The sequence below is a fragment of the Marisediminitalea alba genome (genome assembly GCF_002993365.1).
GTDB lineage: Bacteria > Pseudomonadota > Gammaproteobacteria > Enterobacterales > Alteromonadaceae > Alteromonas > Alteromonas alba.
The window spans coordinates 38,148-55,452 of the sequence record NZ_PVNP01000013.1 but is presented as its reverse complement, the minus strand read 5'-3'; the positions used below and the strand labels follow the sequence as shown (position 1 = coordinate 55,452).

Below are 17,305 nucleotides of genomic sequence, written 5' to 3'. Positions count from 1 at the left end.
CCAGCTTGAGCTTCAATCTGTGTACAGCGGCAAAAAGTTAAATTTGGCCATGGTCAGAATAATGGCCAGCTCATAAACACTCTGACGGGTGGCCAGGTGATTGGTTAATAAGCCAATAGCGCCGCCTTTTTGTTTGATATTGTGGGTATCAAACAGTTTATCCATCACATCGCCCAGCTCCTCGCCGGCGGTCAGAGATGCGTAAACCATCTCAGGCAGAGGCAGGTTAGCACTGCGACCCACCGACCAATGCTCACCATTACAAATGGCTACGTAAGCAAAGGTAGCGGGGCCGTCGGTGAACTTATCCACACCGCCCTCAATGGCCACATACCAGTTGGCCTTATATTCAGCCAGACAGGCTTTTACCCGGTTAACGGCGCCTAACCGCGTTTCCGCTTCAGTCATGGGCTGATCAGCCACCAGGCTTGGCGCGTCGACACCTATCACCTCAAAATCATCCCCAGCCTCTAATACCTGCTGCAGGGCTACATGGGTAGCATTTATCTTTACCGGATTTTTAGAGCCAACTACGACTTTCATTACACCATTTCCGTTTATGCGTTATCAAAGGGGTGATTAGTAATATCATCAATAAGGGTGCGGTAATCGCTGATCGCCGGGTAGCCCTCTATTTCCCGATGGGGTTGCTTGCTATCGGGATTTTTTACAGCCAGCACGTACTTTATGCCAAAGGTCTTTGCAGCCTCAAGAATATTGAGGCTGTCATCAACAAATAACGTGGTGGCCGGGTCGAACCCTAATCGGGCCTGCAATGCACGCCACAAGTCCTGCGACTCTTTGGTGACGCCAAATTCATGGGTGGATATGAGGGTATCGATATGTGAGTCGAGTTTGGTATGTTCCACCTTTAACGAAAGACTACCCGGGTGGGCATTGGTTACCAATACCACCTCACGGCCACTGTTATGCAAGGCGTCCAAAAATGGCAGGGTATCGTCTCGCATAGCAATGAGGTGCTCTATTTCCCGTTTGGCTGCCACAATATCCATATCCAGATGCTTAGCCCAGTAGTCGAGGCAGTACCACTCAATGCGGCCACTTACCCGTGAATAGTGCTCATGCATTTCTTCGCGGCACTCTGCCAGCGAACGGCCACTTTTCTCAGCCAGCTTTTTAGGCAGGTGCTCCAACCAGAACTGATTATCGAAGTGCAGGTCCAGTAAGGTGCCGTCCATATCCAGTAAGACGGTATTGATTTCGTTCCAGGGCAGAAATGGCAAGCGCTTTTCCTCTAAATACGTTAACCTTAAGTTTGATAATATGATAACGAAAGACTGACCCAAACAACATGAGCAATATCGATAAGGACAAAACGCTTCCGCAGATCCACCAGCGCGAAATCGTGGCTGAAAGCCGTTTTTTCAGGGTTGAGCGTGTGGACCTGGAATTTACCAATGGCGCAACTCGTCAGTTTGAACGTATGGCAGGCTACAACCGCGGGGCAGTAATGATCGTTGCGGTGCAGGATGGCGACTTTCTGTTGGTCAGAGAGTATGCAGCCGGTACCCACACATACGAACTGGGGTTCCCAAAGGGCCTTATCGATCAAGGTGAAAGTATTTTAGAAGCGGCGAACCGTGAGCTGAAAGAAGAGGCAGGCTTTGGTGCCAGAGAACTTGAGGCCATCCATAAAGTAAATATGGCGCCAACGTTCTTTAACGCCCAGATGAATATTGTTATCGCTCACGATTTATACCCCGAAATTCTGCCTGGCGACGAGCCGGAGCCGCTTGAGCTGGTGCGCTGGCCAATTGCCCGGGCCGACGAACTGCTGGCTCGCGAAGACTTTATCGAAGCACGCTGTATCGCTGCACTGTTTCTTGCTCAAAAGTGGTTAAAGGAGCATCCGGACTATGCCTGATAATTCTGATCATGATTTGCTACAGATAGCCAAAGACGCCGCTCTGGCGGCTGGCGAAGCCATTATGCGGTTGTATGATTTTGGCGACTTCGAAAGCTACCAGAAAGCCGACGAATCACCGGTCACCAGTGCCGATTACAAAGCCAATGAAATTATCACCGAACATTTAACCCGACTGGTACCGGATATTCCGATCCTCTCGGAAGAAACCAAACACGCCAGTCTGGAAGAACGTAAAACCTGGAAACGTTACTGGTTAATCGACCCGATTGACGGCACTCAGGAATTTATCGCACGCAGCGGCGATTTTGCCGTGAATATCGCGCTCATTGAAGACAACAAGCCTAAGATAGGGGTGATTTTCTGGCCACCCGGGCAAAGCCTGTATTACGCTCTGGCAGGACATGGCGCCTTTAAAGATTCGCCTGAAGCCAGCGGCCCTATCAGCGTGCGTAAGCTGGACGACCCACACAACAGTGTGGTGATCCTGGCAATCAGTCGCCGTCAGCCGCGGGAACGGGTGATTTCTAAATTATGTGCCAAGCGGGTGTATCAAACCCTGCCATTAGGCAGTTGCTCGCTGAAGTCCTGCTTTATCGCCGAGGGCAAAGCCGACGTCTTTATGCGTTTGGGTGTCACCGGCGAGTGGGACACCGGTGCTTCTCAGTGCATTGTTTCGGAAGCGGGCGGTGCCATCTATGCTGCTGATTTTGAGCCACTTAGCTACAATCAGCGTAATACGTTAGAGAACCCGGACTTTATTGTGCTGGGCGATCAAAATGTGCCGTGGCGGGACGTTATTCAATATTAGGGAGTAAGTGTTTTTATGCTTAAGCAATCATTAGTTCTTCTCAGCAGTTTACTGGTAGCACCGACTTTTGCCGACTGGACCGTCGCGCCAGAGCAATCCAGTCTGCACTTTATGTCGACCAAAAACGCCCAGGTAACCGAGGTACATGCTTTCGAGGAGCTCTCCGGCTCAGTGTCAGACAGCGGTAAACTGATGATTGAGGTACCACTTAGCTCAGTGAATACCAACATTCCGATTCGCAACACGCGAATGCAGGAAAAGTTGTTTAACGTGGCGAAGTTTCCGGCCGCGACCTTTACCGCCGATGTCCCCGCAGACTTAATGAAACTGCAACCGGGTAGCAGCACCACGGCAAAAGTGGATGGCACCCTGTCGCTGCACGGTGTGGAAGCACCTGTCAGCTTTAACGTGAGCGTGAGCAAGGTGTCTGCCGATACCATGGTAGTAAACACGGTATCGCCCACCCTGATTGGTGCCGAAACCTTTGGTTTAACGGCTGGCCTCGACATGCTGCAAAACATTGCAGGCTTAAAGAGTATTACTCAGACGTCCCCGGTAACCTTTTCGGTGACCTTCGAAATGGAATAAGCCTTTGGCTTAACCCCACAAAAAGGAGCAGCCATCTGCTCCTTTTTCATTTCTAAAGCAACCCCTTTACCTCTGGCCCCAGCAGCAGTTGCCTTATTTCGTCGTGATATTGAGCATCAGTCGAGGCCAGCAGTCGGATCACAAAATCCATCGAGGTAACACTTTTCTTACCCGGCGCGTTCTGCTCAAGAAGCTGTTTCAATACGCTGACAATGGGCTCGTCGCCCAGCAGCTCACGGAGCCTGGCAAACACTAGCGTAGCTCTGGCATACACATCCGGCGAGCTGGTAGCATCAATAATGGCTGTGGTAGCCGTTAACCTGCCCCGCAAAGCGTGTTGATAGCGCTGCCGCTCAAAGTCCACCAGCGCCTGCATTGTCTCTTTACCGAAGCGCTGCTCAATCAGCACCAACTCAGCGTATTTCGCCAGCGATTCTATTAAAAAAGCACCATCAGCCTCTACACCATAACCAATCTGATGGCCAAACCACTGATGGGCCACTTCATGCACCGTACGTCGATAGCGCTGGTCAAAACCAGCATCGTCAGCAGGGCGCGCCCGCACTGCCAGGCGATGAGACATTAAAATAACCTGTGGCAGCGCATAACCGCTGGGGCCGAATTCTGGCGTAAACAGCAAGGATAACTGCTGGTAAGGATAGGGCGTAAGCTGAGCCGAAAACCATTTAAGGGTGTCGGTCACTGCCTGTAAATGAACTTGCTGCGCGCTGTCCTTTGAGCCTCTCGTGAGATCACGGGTTAAGCCGGTCAAATGGATATCCACCGAGCGCTCCCCCGTCGAGGCGCTATAGGTTGTACTCGTTTGCAAAGTGGCAAGCCAGACCGGAATATTACGAACAGGCTCTGCAGTGGCAAATTCCGTGTAGCGACGACCAGCAGCCAGCCACTGGTTAACTATTTGCCCCTGAGTATGCACGGTATGCGAAACCGGCGAAGAAACAACACTGCGAAGAGTAACCGGGGTCGATTGCAATGTTGTCTCCGGAGCCGCATCCGCAAATGAAGTGGGTAACGGCAAATCCAGAGCCGTTAAGCTAAGTTCTTCCCTGAGCACTTCATCACGTAGCGTGTACTGCCGGTTAAACCCAATATTGGGTAATAATGGAATGCCGCGTAAATAGCTGAATTCCGGCAGCAGAATTTGATGCCCTGCGGGTAGCCACCAACGTGTACCGTTTACCACTATTTCCGCGTGTAATGTCAGCATTTTTCCGGGCTGTAATGGCGAATCCAGCTTATACACAGACTGCTGTAAGCGCTCGTTCTGAGACGTTAATTGCCCACCGCTGAGCGTTAACACTTTGGGTTTAAAGCCCGGATAGCTACCCACTAACACTTTATTAATTGCCTCACCACTGAGGTTTTTAAGGTGCAGTGTGAGATTAAGCGTTGCCTGGCGCTGCAGCGGGAAAAAATCCACCAGCGCATCAATGTGCGTAACAACCGGCTGAGCCCGCGCTTCCCAATGGCCATATTGCTTTTCGTAGTCGGCGCGCAGGGCATAACGGGCGTCGGGCGTCATATAAGGTCGTTCCTGCTGCAGAGCCAGGTGAAAGCCCACAAGCATCACGACTGCCACACCAATAGCCAACCAGCCAGAGCGAGGCAACGAACGCCAGGCTCGCAGCACAAAGCCTGCCCCACGGTGCGTTTTGTTTACCGCCAGTACCATTGCGCAAGCCGCTACTGCTGACCACATAATCAGGTACGGCCAAAAGGTATGTTCACTGCGGGAGAAGCCGATTAAATAGTCTGCCGCCTGTAACGGCGTGCCGGCGATATCAAGTAAAGGGTGGGAAATACCCGCCAGGGAAACGAGTGGCGTAAACTTAACCATCAGCAACAGCAGGCCAAGCCCGCCTGCTATCAACGCACTTCGCATAACATGATGAAGTGCCAGGCAAAGCCAGCCAAACAGCAATACAGGCAGGCCGGTCATTGTAAGCATACGGGCATAGATAACTACTTTTATCTGGCTGCCCGAAAGTAACTGGGCAACTGCAACGGCAATAGCTGTTATACCCAGCAAAACAAGGCCGGCGAAGAACAACGCACCGGCCTGCGCCACAACCAACTGTGTGTTAGTTACTGGCGTAGCGGCGATCATTTCTGCACTGCCATTACGCTGATTTTGCCAGCCCAGTTGCCAGCTCCAGAGCGCCATAAGTACGCAGCCGGCAAAGGGTAACATGTCCCACACAACGCGATTGAGTGCATCAATACTCAGCGGCGTGATGACTGAGTGGGGTTCTGCATAATCAATGGCTGCCAGCACTTCGGAGCAAACCGCGCCAGCGTAAAGTGCCAGTACTAACAGCATCACCCGATTAACCAGTAATGCTTTGGTTGCGCTCACAAGCAACGTGGCAAAGGGATGATGAGTAATGGCCGCAGGGATTTTACTTTGGCTATCAGGCAGGGCTGTTTTCCTTAAACGCCACCCGGGTGCGCGTTTAACGCTTTCATTTAACACACTTCGAGCGCTCAACGCTAACCACACCAGCAGTGCGCTAAGCGCCAGCCAGGCCAGACGATTCAGAACAATGCTCGGGTTAACTGACCAGTCAGTCTGATCACCGGTAAACTGGGCAAAAATCGCCGTAAAACCCAAAGGGTCAGCTACCAGCATCGCCTCGTAAAGCGATGGATGGATAATGCTACTCCCCGCCAAAACAGGCGAGCCAGTCACGGACGCCAACATGACATAAGCTATCCACACCAGGGCGAAAAAGGCATACACCGGCAGCGCACTTCTGACTCGCTGAGCAATCAGTAACGCGGCAGCGCAATACCAAAAACACGCCGGAGCGACTATAAACAAGCCGTTTTTCAGCGCCGTGTGAATAACACCGGCGTCGAATAGCGGATGCTGACTAAGCATTAATAGCTGCAGCACCGAGCCGCATAAACAGATCACCGCCACCAGACTCAAAAAGGCCACAAACCGGTTCAGCCGCCGGGTAAACTGACTCGTTCTGGCCGCACCAACGAGTTCCTGCATAGTGTAGAGCCTGTCACGCTGCAGCAAGGGAGGCGTTAACGCGGCCACCACCACAGGCAGCGCCAGCATGACCACCGTAATATTTAGCATGGTAAGGCGTTTTGCCAACTGTAAATCGGCAACGGTCAGGCCCTGCACCAACAATACCGACAATCCGGGGAGACCCAGTGCACCTAACCACACCAGAGGCTGACGCACATATAAACGCCATTCATTGATGATCAGCATCAGTTCGCCTCCCGCCTGGCCAGTTCAAGAAAGTAGCGGTCCTGCAAGGTTGCCCGGCAGGCTACGGCATCAGCACCAGGCGGTTCATGATGGCACACCCGCCATACTGGCTGGCCGAAGTGATAACGCTCACCCAATAATATGCCTTCTGCGGGTTTTGCTGAGGTTTCCCACACGTTGTTTTGCATTGGCGCAATGAGCGCGGGAATAGCACCGCTGTCGACGATGGCGCCCTGCATCATAATGGCGGCATGAGGACACAGGTGCTCAATGTCTTCCACAATATGAGTGGAAAGCAATACCAGCTTATTCTGGCTCAGGCGGATGAGCACGCTGTGCAATCGCTGGCGCTCCTGCGGGTCGAGCCCTGCCGTGGGCTCATCCATGATCAATAACTTTGGGTCGCCGAGCAGTGCCTGGGCAATGCCAAATCGTTGTCGCATGCCGCCGGAAAAGGTGCTTACGCGCTTACCGGCAAATGCTGTCAGATTGGTTAGCGTTAGTAATTCCTCTATTTGCTGTTTAGCCTGCTTACGCGGAATTTTTTTAAGTGCGGCAATGTGCTCAAGTAGCGCCACGCAACTCATGTGTGGATACACCCCGAAAGACTGGGGTAAGTAGCCAAGCTGTTCACGCAAACGCTGCGGTGATTGCTGAATATCCGTATTGTTAAAGCTAATCTGCCCGCTGTCTGGTGCCTGTAAACAAGCCAGAGTGCGCATTAAGCTGGATTTGCCTGCACCATTGGGGCCTAAAAGGCCTACCATGCCCGCCGGCAAGGTTAAGGAAATATCATTCAGCGCTTTGGTGCCATCTGAATAGGTTTTAGACACGTCGGTCATGGTAAGCATGGGGTCATCATCCTGAATGTGAAACGAGAATGGCCTTAACCTACCAAGCTGATTAACGGCTAAACAGCAAGGGATGACAAAGCATAAGTTTGCGGTGACAAACGGCAAAAGGGTGATTTATTCAGTACCGGATGGAGAAAAAACCTTGTTGCGATGACTGAAACAGGACTCCGGCAGTATCAGGTTTTACTTTCATCTTTAAATTGCGTAGGTTCATCATTCATAACGTGTGCAGGCCGCGCCTTTCAGGCAGGCTTTGACAGCATTATTTTATTCAAGGGTTCAGCAACATGGTGGTTAATTTGCGCAAAAACTGTTTGGTATTGTTACCGATTTTTGCCGCGCTGTTGCTGGAGGCGGCGATTCGTTTTCTTTCTTACCAACAACCCGATGCCACCACTTATCTGGCGGTGCATGGCCAACTGTTGATAGAGATGCTACCGTTTTTTGTGTGCCATTATCTGGCTTCAACACGCCCCGGCAGGGGGGCGCTGCTCATCTGGTTAGGCGGGTTTATCGGTTATCCGCTGTTAAGCAATATTCTGGCGCATACCATTCCCGCCTACGGTCAGTGGCGGTTGCTGGAAATACAAGGCGTAGTGTTTGCCATGGTAGCCAGTGTGCTGTGGTTTATTCACCACTTCTACGGGCGGGTTAAGCAGGGCCCCCGAAGCTGGATTGCACACCTGTTATCATTAGACTTCATGGTGGCCCTAAGCTTGTTTTTATGGGCCTTTACCATGGCAGGCGTTTTTCTGTACACAGACAACCCCATGGTCAATCAGCCATTACAGATGATCATCGACTTTGCCCTGATTACAGAAAAACTACCGCTATTTATGCACTATTTCTGGCAGTTCAGTTTGATGGCACTGGTGCTATTCGGCGTATATTGGTTTAACCGTTATGTGCTGATCCGCCGCTTGCTGGCAGTACATGGTTTAATACCGTTCCTGGCCGGTGGACTCATCTTTATTCTGCTGTTCAGCACACCGATAAGCGCGCTGCTGTTATTGATGCCGCTGAATAACGTCACAGATTTCACCTTACTTCCCTCGGAAAACCATAACCCGTTTGACCCCTTTAACAGTCAGATGACCTTTTGGTTGTTGATGTTCAGCACCCCTATTATTCTGGCGTTTGAGCGCAAATCTCAGGATGCCAGAGTAGCGGATATTGCCCGCCGACAAACCCGCACCGAATTGCAAATGCTGCAACAACAGGTAAACCCTCACTTTCTGTTTAATACCCTGAATAATTTGTATGCGCTGTGTCTGGAGCGTTCACCACAGGCGCCGGACATGGTAGAAAAACTCGCAGGGCTGTTACGCTACACCGTTTATCAGGGCCAGAAAGAACAAGTATCCCTGGTTGATGACGTGCGTTATTTGCAGGACTACCTGGCACTGCAGTCTATGCGCTATACCGATGACTGTCACTTTCAGTGCACCTGGCCAACCCAGGCTGAACGCTGGCAGCTGTCACCGCTGTTACTGATCATAGTGTTGGAAAATGCCTTTAAACATGGCATCGAAAAAGCCAGCAAGCCCTGCGAGCTTAAGTTAGCGCTCACACTGGATAATAATCGCCTGGTATTTGAATGTAAAAACCCCATAGGCCAGAGCGCACAAACGCCAGTTAATGAAGACAACAGCGGGCTGGGGCTGGAAAACCTGCGGCGCCGCTTAAACCTGCAGTACGCTAATTGCCACGAGCTGATTAGCGAACAGCGCGGTAATCACTGGTACACCCGATTGCAGATGGAGCTCGCGCCATGCTAAACGCATTGATTGTGGATGATGAGCCGTTAGCCCATAAAGTCATTTTGCATCACCTGGCCAGTCACCGGGACGTAAAGGTGGTAAAACAATGCTATAACGCCGCCGAGGCACTGGCCTGGTTAGCCTCTAACCGCGCTGATTTGATCTTCCTCGATATTAATATGCCGCAGCTAAACGGCATGGATATGCTCAAGGTCATGGCTAACCGACCCCAGGTGATTATCGTCAGCGCCTATGAGGAATTCGCCCTGCAGGGTTTTGAACTGGATGTGACCGATTACCTGTTGAAGCCGGTGAGTGACGCCCGCCTTACATCTGCCTTAGATAGAGTTCGCCAGCGCAGCGCTGCCAGCCAACCTATACCGGCACCCAAAGAGATTGTGATTAAAGTAGACCGCGAACTACGAAAAGTAAGCCTGCGAGACATCACCTATCTGGAAGCCTATGGCAACTACGTCAAGGTGTGGCAGGGTGATAGCATGCTACTGGCCAACAGCACTTTAAAGAAGCTACTGGCAGAACTGCCCGCACAGGCCTTCAGCCAAATCCACAAATCCTTTGTGGTACGCAACAACGCAGTAATAGGGCAAGACAGTGACTCAGTGTTACTGAATAATCAGGTGCGACTTAAAGTGGGCAAGTCATTCAAAGGCGTACTAAACCGGCTATTACCTCTACCCGGCCAATAAAGGCTTTTCAGGCCAACAGCGACACGCGATAATACCCACACAATTAACGCGACAGAGCTCCCACCTTGAACCAACAACCCAACAATCCGTTACACGGCCTGACGCTGGAAAAGCTCCTTACCCGTCTGCAGCAACACTATGGTTGGGAGGGTTTGTATCAGCAAATCAGAGTCAATTGCTTTAACAACGATCCGTCGATTAAATCGTCGCTGAAATTTTTGCGTAAAACCCAATGGGCCAGGGATAAGGTAGAGGCGCTGTACCTGAGTACTTTCAGTGACGGTTAGCTGCGAATCGGTGCTTAAAGTAAGCATCAAAGTGAAGCTGCCCGGGTGTAAGCGTCCAGCGGGCGAGTCGAGCGCCTAGACTGGTTATATTCAAATCACACTTTTCAATGCGCATTTGCATGCGTATACTAAATTTTGAATTTTATTGGAGTGATAAAATGCAAAATTTATATGACATCAATGCCCCAAAAAAAGCAACAAACTTAAGCTTAAACAGCGATTTATTGCAGAAAGCTCGGAGCTTAAAAGTGAATTTATCTGCGACTTTGGAGCAAGCACTTAAAGACAAGCTCAAGAGTGTTGAAGCTGAGAAATGGAAACAGGAAAATAAGGCTGCGATATCGGCATATAACGAGTTTGTAAGCGAAAATGGTTGTATAGGTGATGAATACAGGCATTTTTGATGGCTCAGTTTGATGTCTACAGAAATCCAAGCAAGAAAACCAGTAAGGCCTATCCTCTGCTGGTTGATGTCCAGAATTCTGTTATCGATCAATTAGCAACACGGCTAACGGTACCATTAATCAAAAGGAGTACCAGAAGCAGCCTGTACATGAAAAAGTTGACGCCGGAGATAGAGTTCGAAGGAGAAACTTATTTATTCCTTGCTCAGCAATTAAGCGCTATCCCCGAGGAGGTGTTACGTGATCGCATTGGTTCTCTGGAACCATACAGAGATTTGCTTATAGACGCGATAGACTTCGCCATTACAGGAATATAACGCCGTATTCAGCGGCTTGCTTTGATTAGCTTATACGCCGCACTACTCTGCATTCACTGATTCTGCCCTCCAGCTCTTTAGTGGTGACGAACTTACCCGGGCATTTTTCACCGACGAATCCATCAGGGACCATGTGAAGCATTGCATATGGTGTGACAGGAAACTCACCTCGAAACACCTTTGAAAAGCCTTAATTCGCCACTGGCGTACCATCGTCATTAAACTTTGCGATGTCAGCGCCTGATGATTCCCATTCTTCGCGTTCCTCGTCTGAGGCTTTGGGTGAGAACCAACCAAGGTAGGCATAAAATATCCCGATCAAAGGCGCTGTCCAGCAAGCGAAGGCCAGAGGGATGTACAGTAAGTTTTCTAAACTATCGCCAGCAATGCCAAGACCAAGCGCTGAGATAACAAACGCGCCACCGGCATTCCAGGGGATCAGGGGCGACATTAATGTTCCCCCTTCCTCAACGCCTCGCGATAGGTTTAACGTTGAATACCCCATGCCGCGGTAGACAGGCGAAAACATACGGCCTGGTAATGCTACCGATAAATAGGGGTCGCCTGCCACCAGGTTGGTCGCGAACGCCGTTCCTACCGAAGCCACCTGAGTACCGGCAAAGGTTTTAACCTTGCTCTTAATGGAATTAATAATACTTCGCAGACAGCCCGTGGTTTCCAGTGCACCGCCAAAGCTTAAGGCAATCAGTACCAGCGATATGGTCCACATCATGGACTGAATGCCACCACGATTGAGCAGGTTGTCTATCTCGCTGATATTGGTTTGAATGCTGTAGCCGTTATTCGCATAGTCAAAGACCGACTGCAAACTTTGCCCCTGAGTCACCATGGCAAAAGCCCCACCCACAATTACCCCCGCGAATAATGAAGGCAGTGGCGGGAATTTCTTCAGCGCCAGCAGCATGACCACTAAAGCAGGAAGTAAAGCCCAGGCTGAAATATAAAAATTGTCTTCTAACGCTGCCGTAATTCCTTCGATTTTCTCAAACGAAACACTCTGCGTATCAATAACAAAATACCCGACTCCAATATAAATAAGAAAGGCAATAAGCATGGCGGGAATAGTGGTCGCCATCATATTTTGTATGTGAGAAAACACATCGGTGCCGGTGACGGCCGGCGCGAGATTGGTTGTGTCTGATAGGGGCGAGACCTTATCGCCGAAGAATGCTCCCGAGACTACCGCACCGGCGGTCCAGTAAACAGGGATATCAAACCCATCACCGATGCCCATCAGTGCCAGGCCAACAGTTCCCACACTTCCCCAACTGGTACCAAGGGAAACGGCTACCACGGCACATATCACCATGCCCGCCGCCAGAAAGATCTCAGGGGACAGTGTTTTTAAACCGTAATAGATGATGGTTGGTACGGTACCGCTGGCAATCCATATGCCGATGATCATCCCAACCACAATCAGCACACTTACCGATGGCAGGGCCACATGGATAACTTTAAAAATACCGGCTCGAATTTCTTCCCAGCTAAGACCCTGGTATATGCCTACAAAGCTCGCCAGCGCCACCCCAATAGCCAGGGGAATATGTGGCTCAAATACACCAAAGTAGAATATCTGAGTGCCCAGAATAATCAGCGTCAATATCACCGGAGTGAGTGCGAGCGATAGTGTTGGCGTAACAGGCTGCTTCTGTTCCATGCTGCCTCCATTCATTTTAAAGCGGGCGAGATGAGTGAACCTCCGGGTACAATTTAAGCTGGGAACACTGGTTACTTAAACTCGATATTTGTGTTTAAGTATTGAGTTAGCTACGTGGCGTCGCGCTGTATAGATCGGAAAAGACTACGACCACCACCAATAAGAAACATAACGGCTTTAACCAAAAAAGCCGTCATACGACGGCTTTTAATGGTAGTTATCAGGCTATTACGCTGCTTCAGGCGCCAGTGGCGTTCGCGGTTCAGGGTAAGCACTGAAATCCTGAATCACCATAGGCTGCCAGCTACTTTCAGGCAATGCCGGTACCGGGGCTTTCACATTGCCAGCTTCACTGGGTTCAATGTTAGCCATACCAATACGAACCCGTTTTAGTGCGCGGCATTCGTTGATTTCGTCCTGAATCACGAAGATACCACCGCGCATAGCTGCCCGGCCAAGGCCAAGGCTTGAAGTGATCCGAATCAGCGGCGCTGCCAGAATGAGTCCGATTAATACCGGTAACAGCCAGATAAACAGAGCCGGTGTGTAGATGAACGTGGCTGTGCCCCAGGCTAAAGCGACAATGGTCGCTACTTTTGAGCGTTTAAGTGAATCCATCCACGGTACCATACTACCTTCACGGGCCTGGGCTTCCCATTTCACCGAAATACCGGCAAATACACTGATCACAAAGTAGCTGTGGTAAAACATCATCAGCGGTGCAATCAGAATGGCCATAGCCAGCTCCATCACGCCGCCTTTAATTAAGCGCCATACACCACCAAACTCGTCGCGACGCTGGATCAGCGCAAGAATAAGACCCAGCACTTTAGGCATAAATAACAACGCTGCCGTGCCCCACATGGTGGCCACCATCAACCCCTGTCGGGCAATCTGCCAGTCCGGGAACAACTGATATTCAGCAGTAAAGAATTCTACTGGTGTTAGTGCACGGTAGAGCGCATCGGCGGTACCGAACGCCAGTACCAACAGCAGTAACAATGACGAAATATAAGCGAAAGCACCAAACACAAAATGCAGACGGCTGGTTGCTTTTAAGCCTTTAACACCCAGCAAGCCTAAATGCTGAATATTACCCTGTACCCAACGGCGGTCGCGGGTAGCGTATTCAATCATGTTAGAAGGTACTTCCTCATAACTGCCGGTAGTATCCGTTAGCAAGAAGCAATTCCAGCCAGCGCGACGTAATAAAGCCGCTTCCACAAAGTCATGACTTAAAATGTCACCGCCAAAGGGTTCTTTGCCTTCCAGCGTGGGTAATCCACAGTGTTGCATAAAAGGTTCTACGCGGATAATCGCATTGTGGCCCCAGTAGTTTGCGCTGTCGGTTTGCCAGAATGACAAACCGGTTGCCAGCATCGGGCTGTACAGGTGCGCAGCAAACTGCACAAAGCGCGCAAAGAAGGTATGCTGACGCACCGGCATAGGAATGGTCTGAATAAGCGCCGTATCCGGGTTTTGCTCAATGCGGTAAGCCAGATCGTTCATACGCTCGCCAGACATAATACTGTCGGCATCCAGCACAATCATCGCTTCGTAACGATTCCCCCAGCGCTGACAGAAGTCGGCCAGATTCCCCACCTTACGGCCGGTGTTTTTCTCACGACGACGGTAGAACACCTGACTGCTTTTATCGCCTAAACGAGCGGTTAGCGCTTCCCAGGCGGCCAGTTCGGCCTCGGCCATTTCCGGCTTGGTGGTGTCACTGAGCATGTAGAAGTCGTATTGCTTGCCGTTGTCAGTATCCAGTAACTCCCGTACGCAGGCTTCGAAGCCCACCATAATACGGCGGGTGTCTTCGTTATACACCGGCATTACCACGGCGTGGCGCTTGGTGAGCGGTGCATCGGTGCGCGGTGCGGGTTGTGCTTTACGCATACTGAGCGGATCGATATTAAACAGCTTTAATACAAAGCCGATCACCGCTGTCCAGAACGACATCGCCAGCCACAAAAACAGCATCATACTTAATGCCAGCTGGGCAATTTCCATTTCGGTTAACACGTTAGGTTTAAAAATTTCGTACAGGCTCCACCCGGCTAATGCTGCGGTGGGAATGGCCAGAATCGCCATTATCGATAATCGTACGCCTGAACCCCACGCCCGCAATACAGGCGTTCCCTTTGGAGTACTTCCTTCAGAGTCCGAGTGAGTATTATTCTGCATGATAGACATAGTTCCATACCTCACTGACACGTTGGTTTTCTTGATGAATGTAAAGACGCATATCCGCTGGCTGACCGGCCTGCGGAGTTAGCAGAAAAGTTGCGCGCAATAATTTACCGCTGTTAACCGGGAACACGCGCGCCTGCTGAATCTGTCCCTGGTTGGTGGTAGCTGTAAGGTTAAGCATTTCAGGAGCAATGCTCATGCCTTCAGGCACCTTAAAATCGATAGAAAAACGGCGGGTTTGCGACTCCTGAGGCTCTTCGCCCGGTAATACGGTAGCGCCCTGACGAGTGCGCACAACCGTAGCTAAGTCGCTGTCGCGGGCACCGGTTACCGTTTCAAGCTGGTAAGCGAAGTAGCGGCTTTCACCGGCCACAAAAGGTGCCTCAGGTACCCAGTAAGCCACAATGTTGTCGTGGGTTTCAGATTTAGTGGGGATTTCCACCACTTCCAGACGGCCTTTTTCAAACCCCGCCTGTGGTGTTACCCATAAACCCGGGCGCTGGTGATAATTCGCTTCGCCATCAAGGTAGCTGGCAAAGTCGGTGTCGCGTTGCATGACACCAAACCCTTTTGGCGCACTGTCACTCATCGACGTGATTTGCAGTTGTGCAGGGTTAGTCAGTACACGCCAGATTTGTTCGCCGCTCTCGGTGATCATGTTCACACCATCACTGTCGTGCACTTCAGGACGATAATCGTCGGGCACTACAGCCGTATTTTCACCGTATAAAAACATACTGGTGAAAGGGGCAACGCCAAGCTTGGCAACGTCTTCGCGAGCAAATAACCAGCTTTGTACTTTGACGTTGGTCTCATCCCCCGGGGTAATAATAAATTTATAGGCTCCGCTTACCGAAGGGCTCTCCAGTCGGGCATAAATCATCATGGGTTGACCCTGACCCGGCTCAATTAACCAAAACTTGGTGAAATGCGGAAACTCTTCCCCTTCCGGTAAGCCGGTATCAATAGCAAGGCCCCGCGCTGAAATGCCGTAGACATGCTCTTTACCAATCAGGCGAAAGTAAGAAGCGCCCAGGAATACGGCAAATTCGTCTTTGTATTGTTGGTTTTTAATCGGAAAGTGAACACGAAAACCAGCATAACCATTGTCGTCATCGGTTTCCTTAGCCAAGGGGGCAGCATCGCCGTCATAGCGGAATGCTTCGCGCTCGAAAGGTAAACGCTTCGGCTGGTTGTCTGCGCCAATGGTGTACACGGTAACCGGCTGCTGATACAAAAAGCCGGGGTGGAAAAACTGCACTTCATAGGGGTTCTCACCGCGCCACAAGCTTTTATCGGCTTTAAAACGGATTGCACGGTAAGTCTGGTAATTCATTTCTTTTAGCGCGTCAGACAGCTCATGGTCGTCTGTTTCGTAGGCCTGGGTAGCCGACTGACGGGCTTCTTCAATCACACTATTTAAAATAGGCGCTGATTCGAGTGGCAGATTTTGCGCCGACACTTCTTCGGCCTGAGTCACTGCCGCGCCGCATAACATAAGAATGACACAGGCGATCGCACGTACTGAATAAACGATAGTGCGGTCACTGAACACGGGACCGCCGGCTGATAAAGCAGCCAGATAATGAGGTAAAAACCGTTTAGTTGGTGGCATTGCTATCTCCATTTGATTCAAAGCAGCCAGAAAAACTACAGTGACTACAGCAAATGTCGATCCAATCTTGTTACTTTGCATGCAAATTAAAATAAAAGCATTATTTATTAGAAGGTTAGAGGATGATTTAATTCATAATGAGCATATCTGTTCAAAAAACACACCGTGAAAATTATACTTTAGGCTAACCAGGTGTAGGTATTTAGCAACACTTTTCATGAAACAACTGTTTAAAAATCAATCTAAACACTACTCCGCACTCCGAAAAAATCTACTTATAAAATATATAAACATTTGTTTAATAAGCATTAATTTACTTTTATTCAACTTAATTTACACCTTGGCCTAATGCTTGCGGTAGTCCTGACAGCAAAACGCTTATTGTTTTTTCTTAAGGAGTATCACGATGAAAGCATCTTCAATTATCGCCATCACCGCGTTGTCGGCTTCCATGTTTTCCCTATCAGCTGCTGCTGATACGCCCGACTGGCGCTATGTAGAAGGCGGTTACCTGAGCTATGACGGCGATGGTGGCTTCGATCCAGACGGGTTACAGGTTAATGGGAAGTATTTACTCGATCCCAACTTTTATGTGAACGGTGAGTTTGGCTGGGCAGAGACCGGTAATATCGATTTTACCACTCTGACACTCGGTGGTGGTTATCGCCTGGCCTTAAATAGCACCACCGATGCCTATGTTGGCGCGAATTTCGAACGCATTGATGCGGATTTTTACGATGACAATGGCTACAGCCTGAATGCCGGTGTGCGCAGCATGCTAACGCCCGAACTGGAAGTGAATGGTGAGCTAGGTTATCTGGATCTGGACGACGGTGACATTACCCTTAAAGCCGGTGCCTATTACTACTTCAACCCGCAATTTGCTGTGGGTGCCAATTATGAATTTATGGACGACGCGGACGTATTTCAGCTTTCTGCCCGGTACGCGTTTTAGT

General features: G+C 50.2%; 16 protein-coding genes. 9 read left to right on the top strand and 7 right to left on the bottom strand.

Annotation, left to right across the window (positions count from 1 at the left end; translation table 11 throughout):
* Positions 1 to 12: 12 nt before the first annotated feature.
* Positions 13 to 543 carry an inosine/xanthosine triphosphatase gene (gene yjjX, locus C6Y40_RS01780; protein ID WP_105933051.1) on the bottom strand — a complete coding sequence of 177 codons (531 nt, stop codon included), beginning with the start codon at positions 541 to 543 and terminating at the stop codon, positions 13 to 15.
* A 14-nt stretch (positions 544 to 557) separates the two neighbouring features.
* Complete coding sequence (gene yrfG / locus C6Y40_RS01775) at positions 558 to 1,244, bottom strand: GMP/IMP nucleotidase (protein WP_105933050.1); 687 nt, start codon at positions 1,242 to 1,244, stop codon at positions 558 to 560.
* 68 nt (positions 1,245 to 1,312) lie between these two features.
* Here yrfG and nudE point away from each other — a divergent pair, with 68 nt between their 5' ends.
* Genes nudE through C6Y40_RS01760 form a run of 3 tightly spaced genes read left to right on the top strand, consistent with a single transcriptional unit; the run spans position 1,313 to position 3,284 of the window.
* A complete protein-coding gene (gene nudE / locus C6Y40_RS01770) occupies positions 1,313 to 1,885 on the top strand; it encodes an ADP compounds hydrolase NudE (protein ID WP_105933049.1) in 573 nt (190 codons plus the stop codon).
* Positions 1,878 to 2,696, top strand: a complete 819-nt coding sequence (gene cysQ / locus C6Y40_RS01765; RefSeq protein ID WP_105933048.1) for a 3'(2'),5'-bisphosphate nucleotidase CysQ — start codon at positions 1,878 to 1,880, stop codon at positions 2,694 to 2,696. The genes nudE and cysQ overlap by 8 nt, the downstream gene beginning before the upstream one ends.
* Before the next feature lie 15 nt (positions 2,697 to 2,711).
* Entirely contained in the window at positions 2,712 to 3,284 is a 573-nt protein-coding gene (locus C6Y40_RS01760; RefSeq protein ID WP_105933047.1) for a YceI family protein, read from the top strand.
* Between the two features lie 52 nt (positions 3,285 to 3,336).
* Here C6Y40_RS01760 and C6Y40_RS01755 read toward each other — a convergent pair whose 3' ends face one another.
* Positions 3,337 to 6,534, bottom strand: coding sequence for a M1 family aminopeptidase (locus C6Y40_RS01755; protein WP_105933046.1), 3,198 nt, complete (start codon positions 6,532 to 6,534; stop codon positions 3,337 to 3,339).
* Positions 6,534 to 7,385, bottom strand: coding sequence for an ABC transporter ATP-binding protein (locus tag C6Y40_RS01750; RefSeq protein WP_105933045.1), 852 nt, complete (start codon positions 7,383 to 7,385; stop codon positions 6,534 to 6,536). The genes C6Y40_RS01755 and C6Y40_RS01750 overlap by 1 nt, the downstream gene beginning before the upstream one ends.
* 290 nt (positions 7,386 to 7,675) lie before the next feature.
* On the opposite strand from C6Y40_RS01750, the gene C6Y40_RS01745 reads away from it, so the two are divergent.
* The 5 genes from C6Y40_RS01745 to C6Y40_RS01725 all read left to right on the top strand — a co-directional run bounded on the left by C6Y40_RS01745 (position 7,676) and on the right by C6Y40_RS01725 (position 10,863).
* Complete coding sequence (locus C6Y40_RS01745) at positions 7,676 to 9,166, top strand: sensor histidine kinase (RefSeq protein WP_105933044.1); 1,491 nt, start codon at positions 7,676 to 7,678, stop codon at positions 9,164 to 9,166.
* Positions 9,160 to 9,855 carry a LytR/AlgR family response regulator transcription factor gene (locus C6Y40_RS01740; protein WP_105933043.1) on the top strand — a complete coding sequence of 232 codons (696 nt, stop codon included), beginning with the start codon at positions 9,160 to 9,162 and terminating at the stop codon, positions 9,853 to 9,855. The genes C6Y40_RS01745 and C6Y40_RS01740 overlap by 7 nt, the downstream gene beginning before the upstream one ends.
* Before the next feature lie 65 nt (positions 9,856 to 9,920).
* On the top strand, positions 9,921 to 10,142 hold the full coding sequence (locus C6Y40_RS01735; RefSeq protein ID WP_105933042.1) for a VF530 family protein: 222 nt from the start codon (positions 9,921 to 9,923) through the stop codon (positions 10,140 to 10,142).
* A 158-nt stretch (positions 10,143 to 10,300) separates the two neighbouring features.
* Positions 10,301 to 10,546, top strand: a complete 246-nt coding sequence (locus C6Y40_RS01730) for a type II toxin-antitoxin system CcdA family antitoxin (protein WP_105933162.1) — start codon at positions 10,301 to 10,303, stop codon at positions 10,544 to 10,546.
* A complete protein-coding gene (locus C6Y40_RS01725) occupies positions 10,546 to 10,863 on the top strand; it encodes a CcdB family protein (RefSeq protein ID WP_105933041.1) in 318 nt (105 codons plus the stop codon). Before C6Y40_RS01730 ends, C6Y40_RS01725 begins: the two co-directional genes overlap by 1 nt.
* Before the next feature lie 190 nt (positions 10,864 to 11,053).
* Here the strand turns inward: C6Y40_RS01725 and nhaC are convergent, their stop codons facing one another.
* The 3 genes from nhaC to C6Y40_RS01710 form a co-directional block, all read right to left on the bottom strand.
* The gene (gene nhaC, locus C6Y40_RS01720; RefSeq protein WP_105933040.1) at positions 11,054 to 12,541 is read right to left on the bottom strand and encodes a Na+/H+ antiporter NhaC; all 1,488 of its coding nucleotides are present in this window, start codon (positions 12,539 to 12,541) and stop codon (positions 11,054 to 11,056) included.
* A 228-nt stretch (positions 12,542 to 12,769) separates the two neighbouring features.
* Complete coding sequence (mdoH, locus tag C6Y40_RS01715) at positions 12,770 to 14,737, bottom strand: glucans biosynthesis glucosyltransferase MdoH (protein ID WP_105933039.1); 1,968 nt, start codon at positions 14,735 to 14,737, stop codon at positions 12,770 to 12,772.
* Complete coding sequence (locus C6Y40_RS01710; protein WP_240621816.1) at positions 14,718 to 16,349, bottom strand: OpgD/OpgG family glucan biosynthesis protein; 1,632 nt, start codon at positions 16,347 to 16,349, stop codon at positions 14,718 to 14,720. Before C6Y40_RS01710 ends, mdoH begins: the two co-directional genes overlap by 20 nt.
* Before the next feature lie 406 nt (positions 16,350 to 16,755).
* Here C6Y40_RS01710 and C6Y40_RS01705 point away from each other — a divergent pair, with 406 nt between their 5' ends.
* Positions 16,756 to 17,304 (top strand): outer membrane beta-barrel protein, encoded by a 549-nt coding sequence (locus C6Y40_RS01705; RefSeq protein ID WP_105933038.1) that lies wholly within the window; start codon positions 16,756 to 16,758, stop codon positions 17,302 to 17,304.
* The last annotated feature ends 1 nt before the right edge of the window (position 17,305 follow it).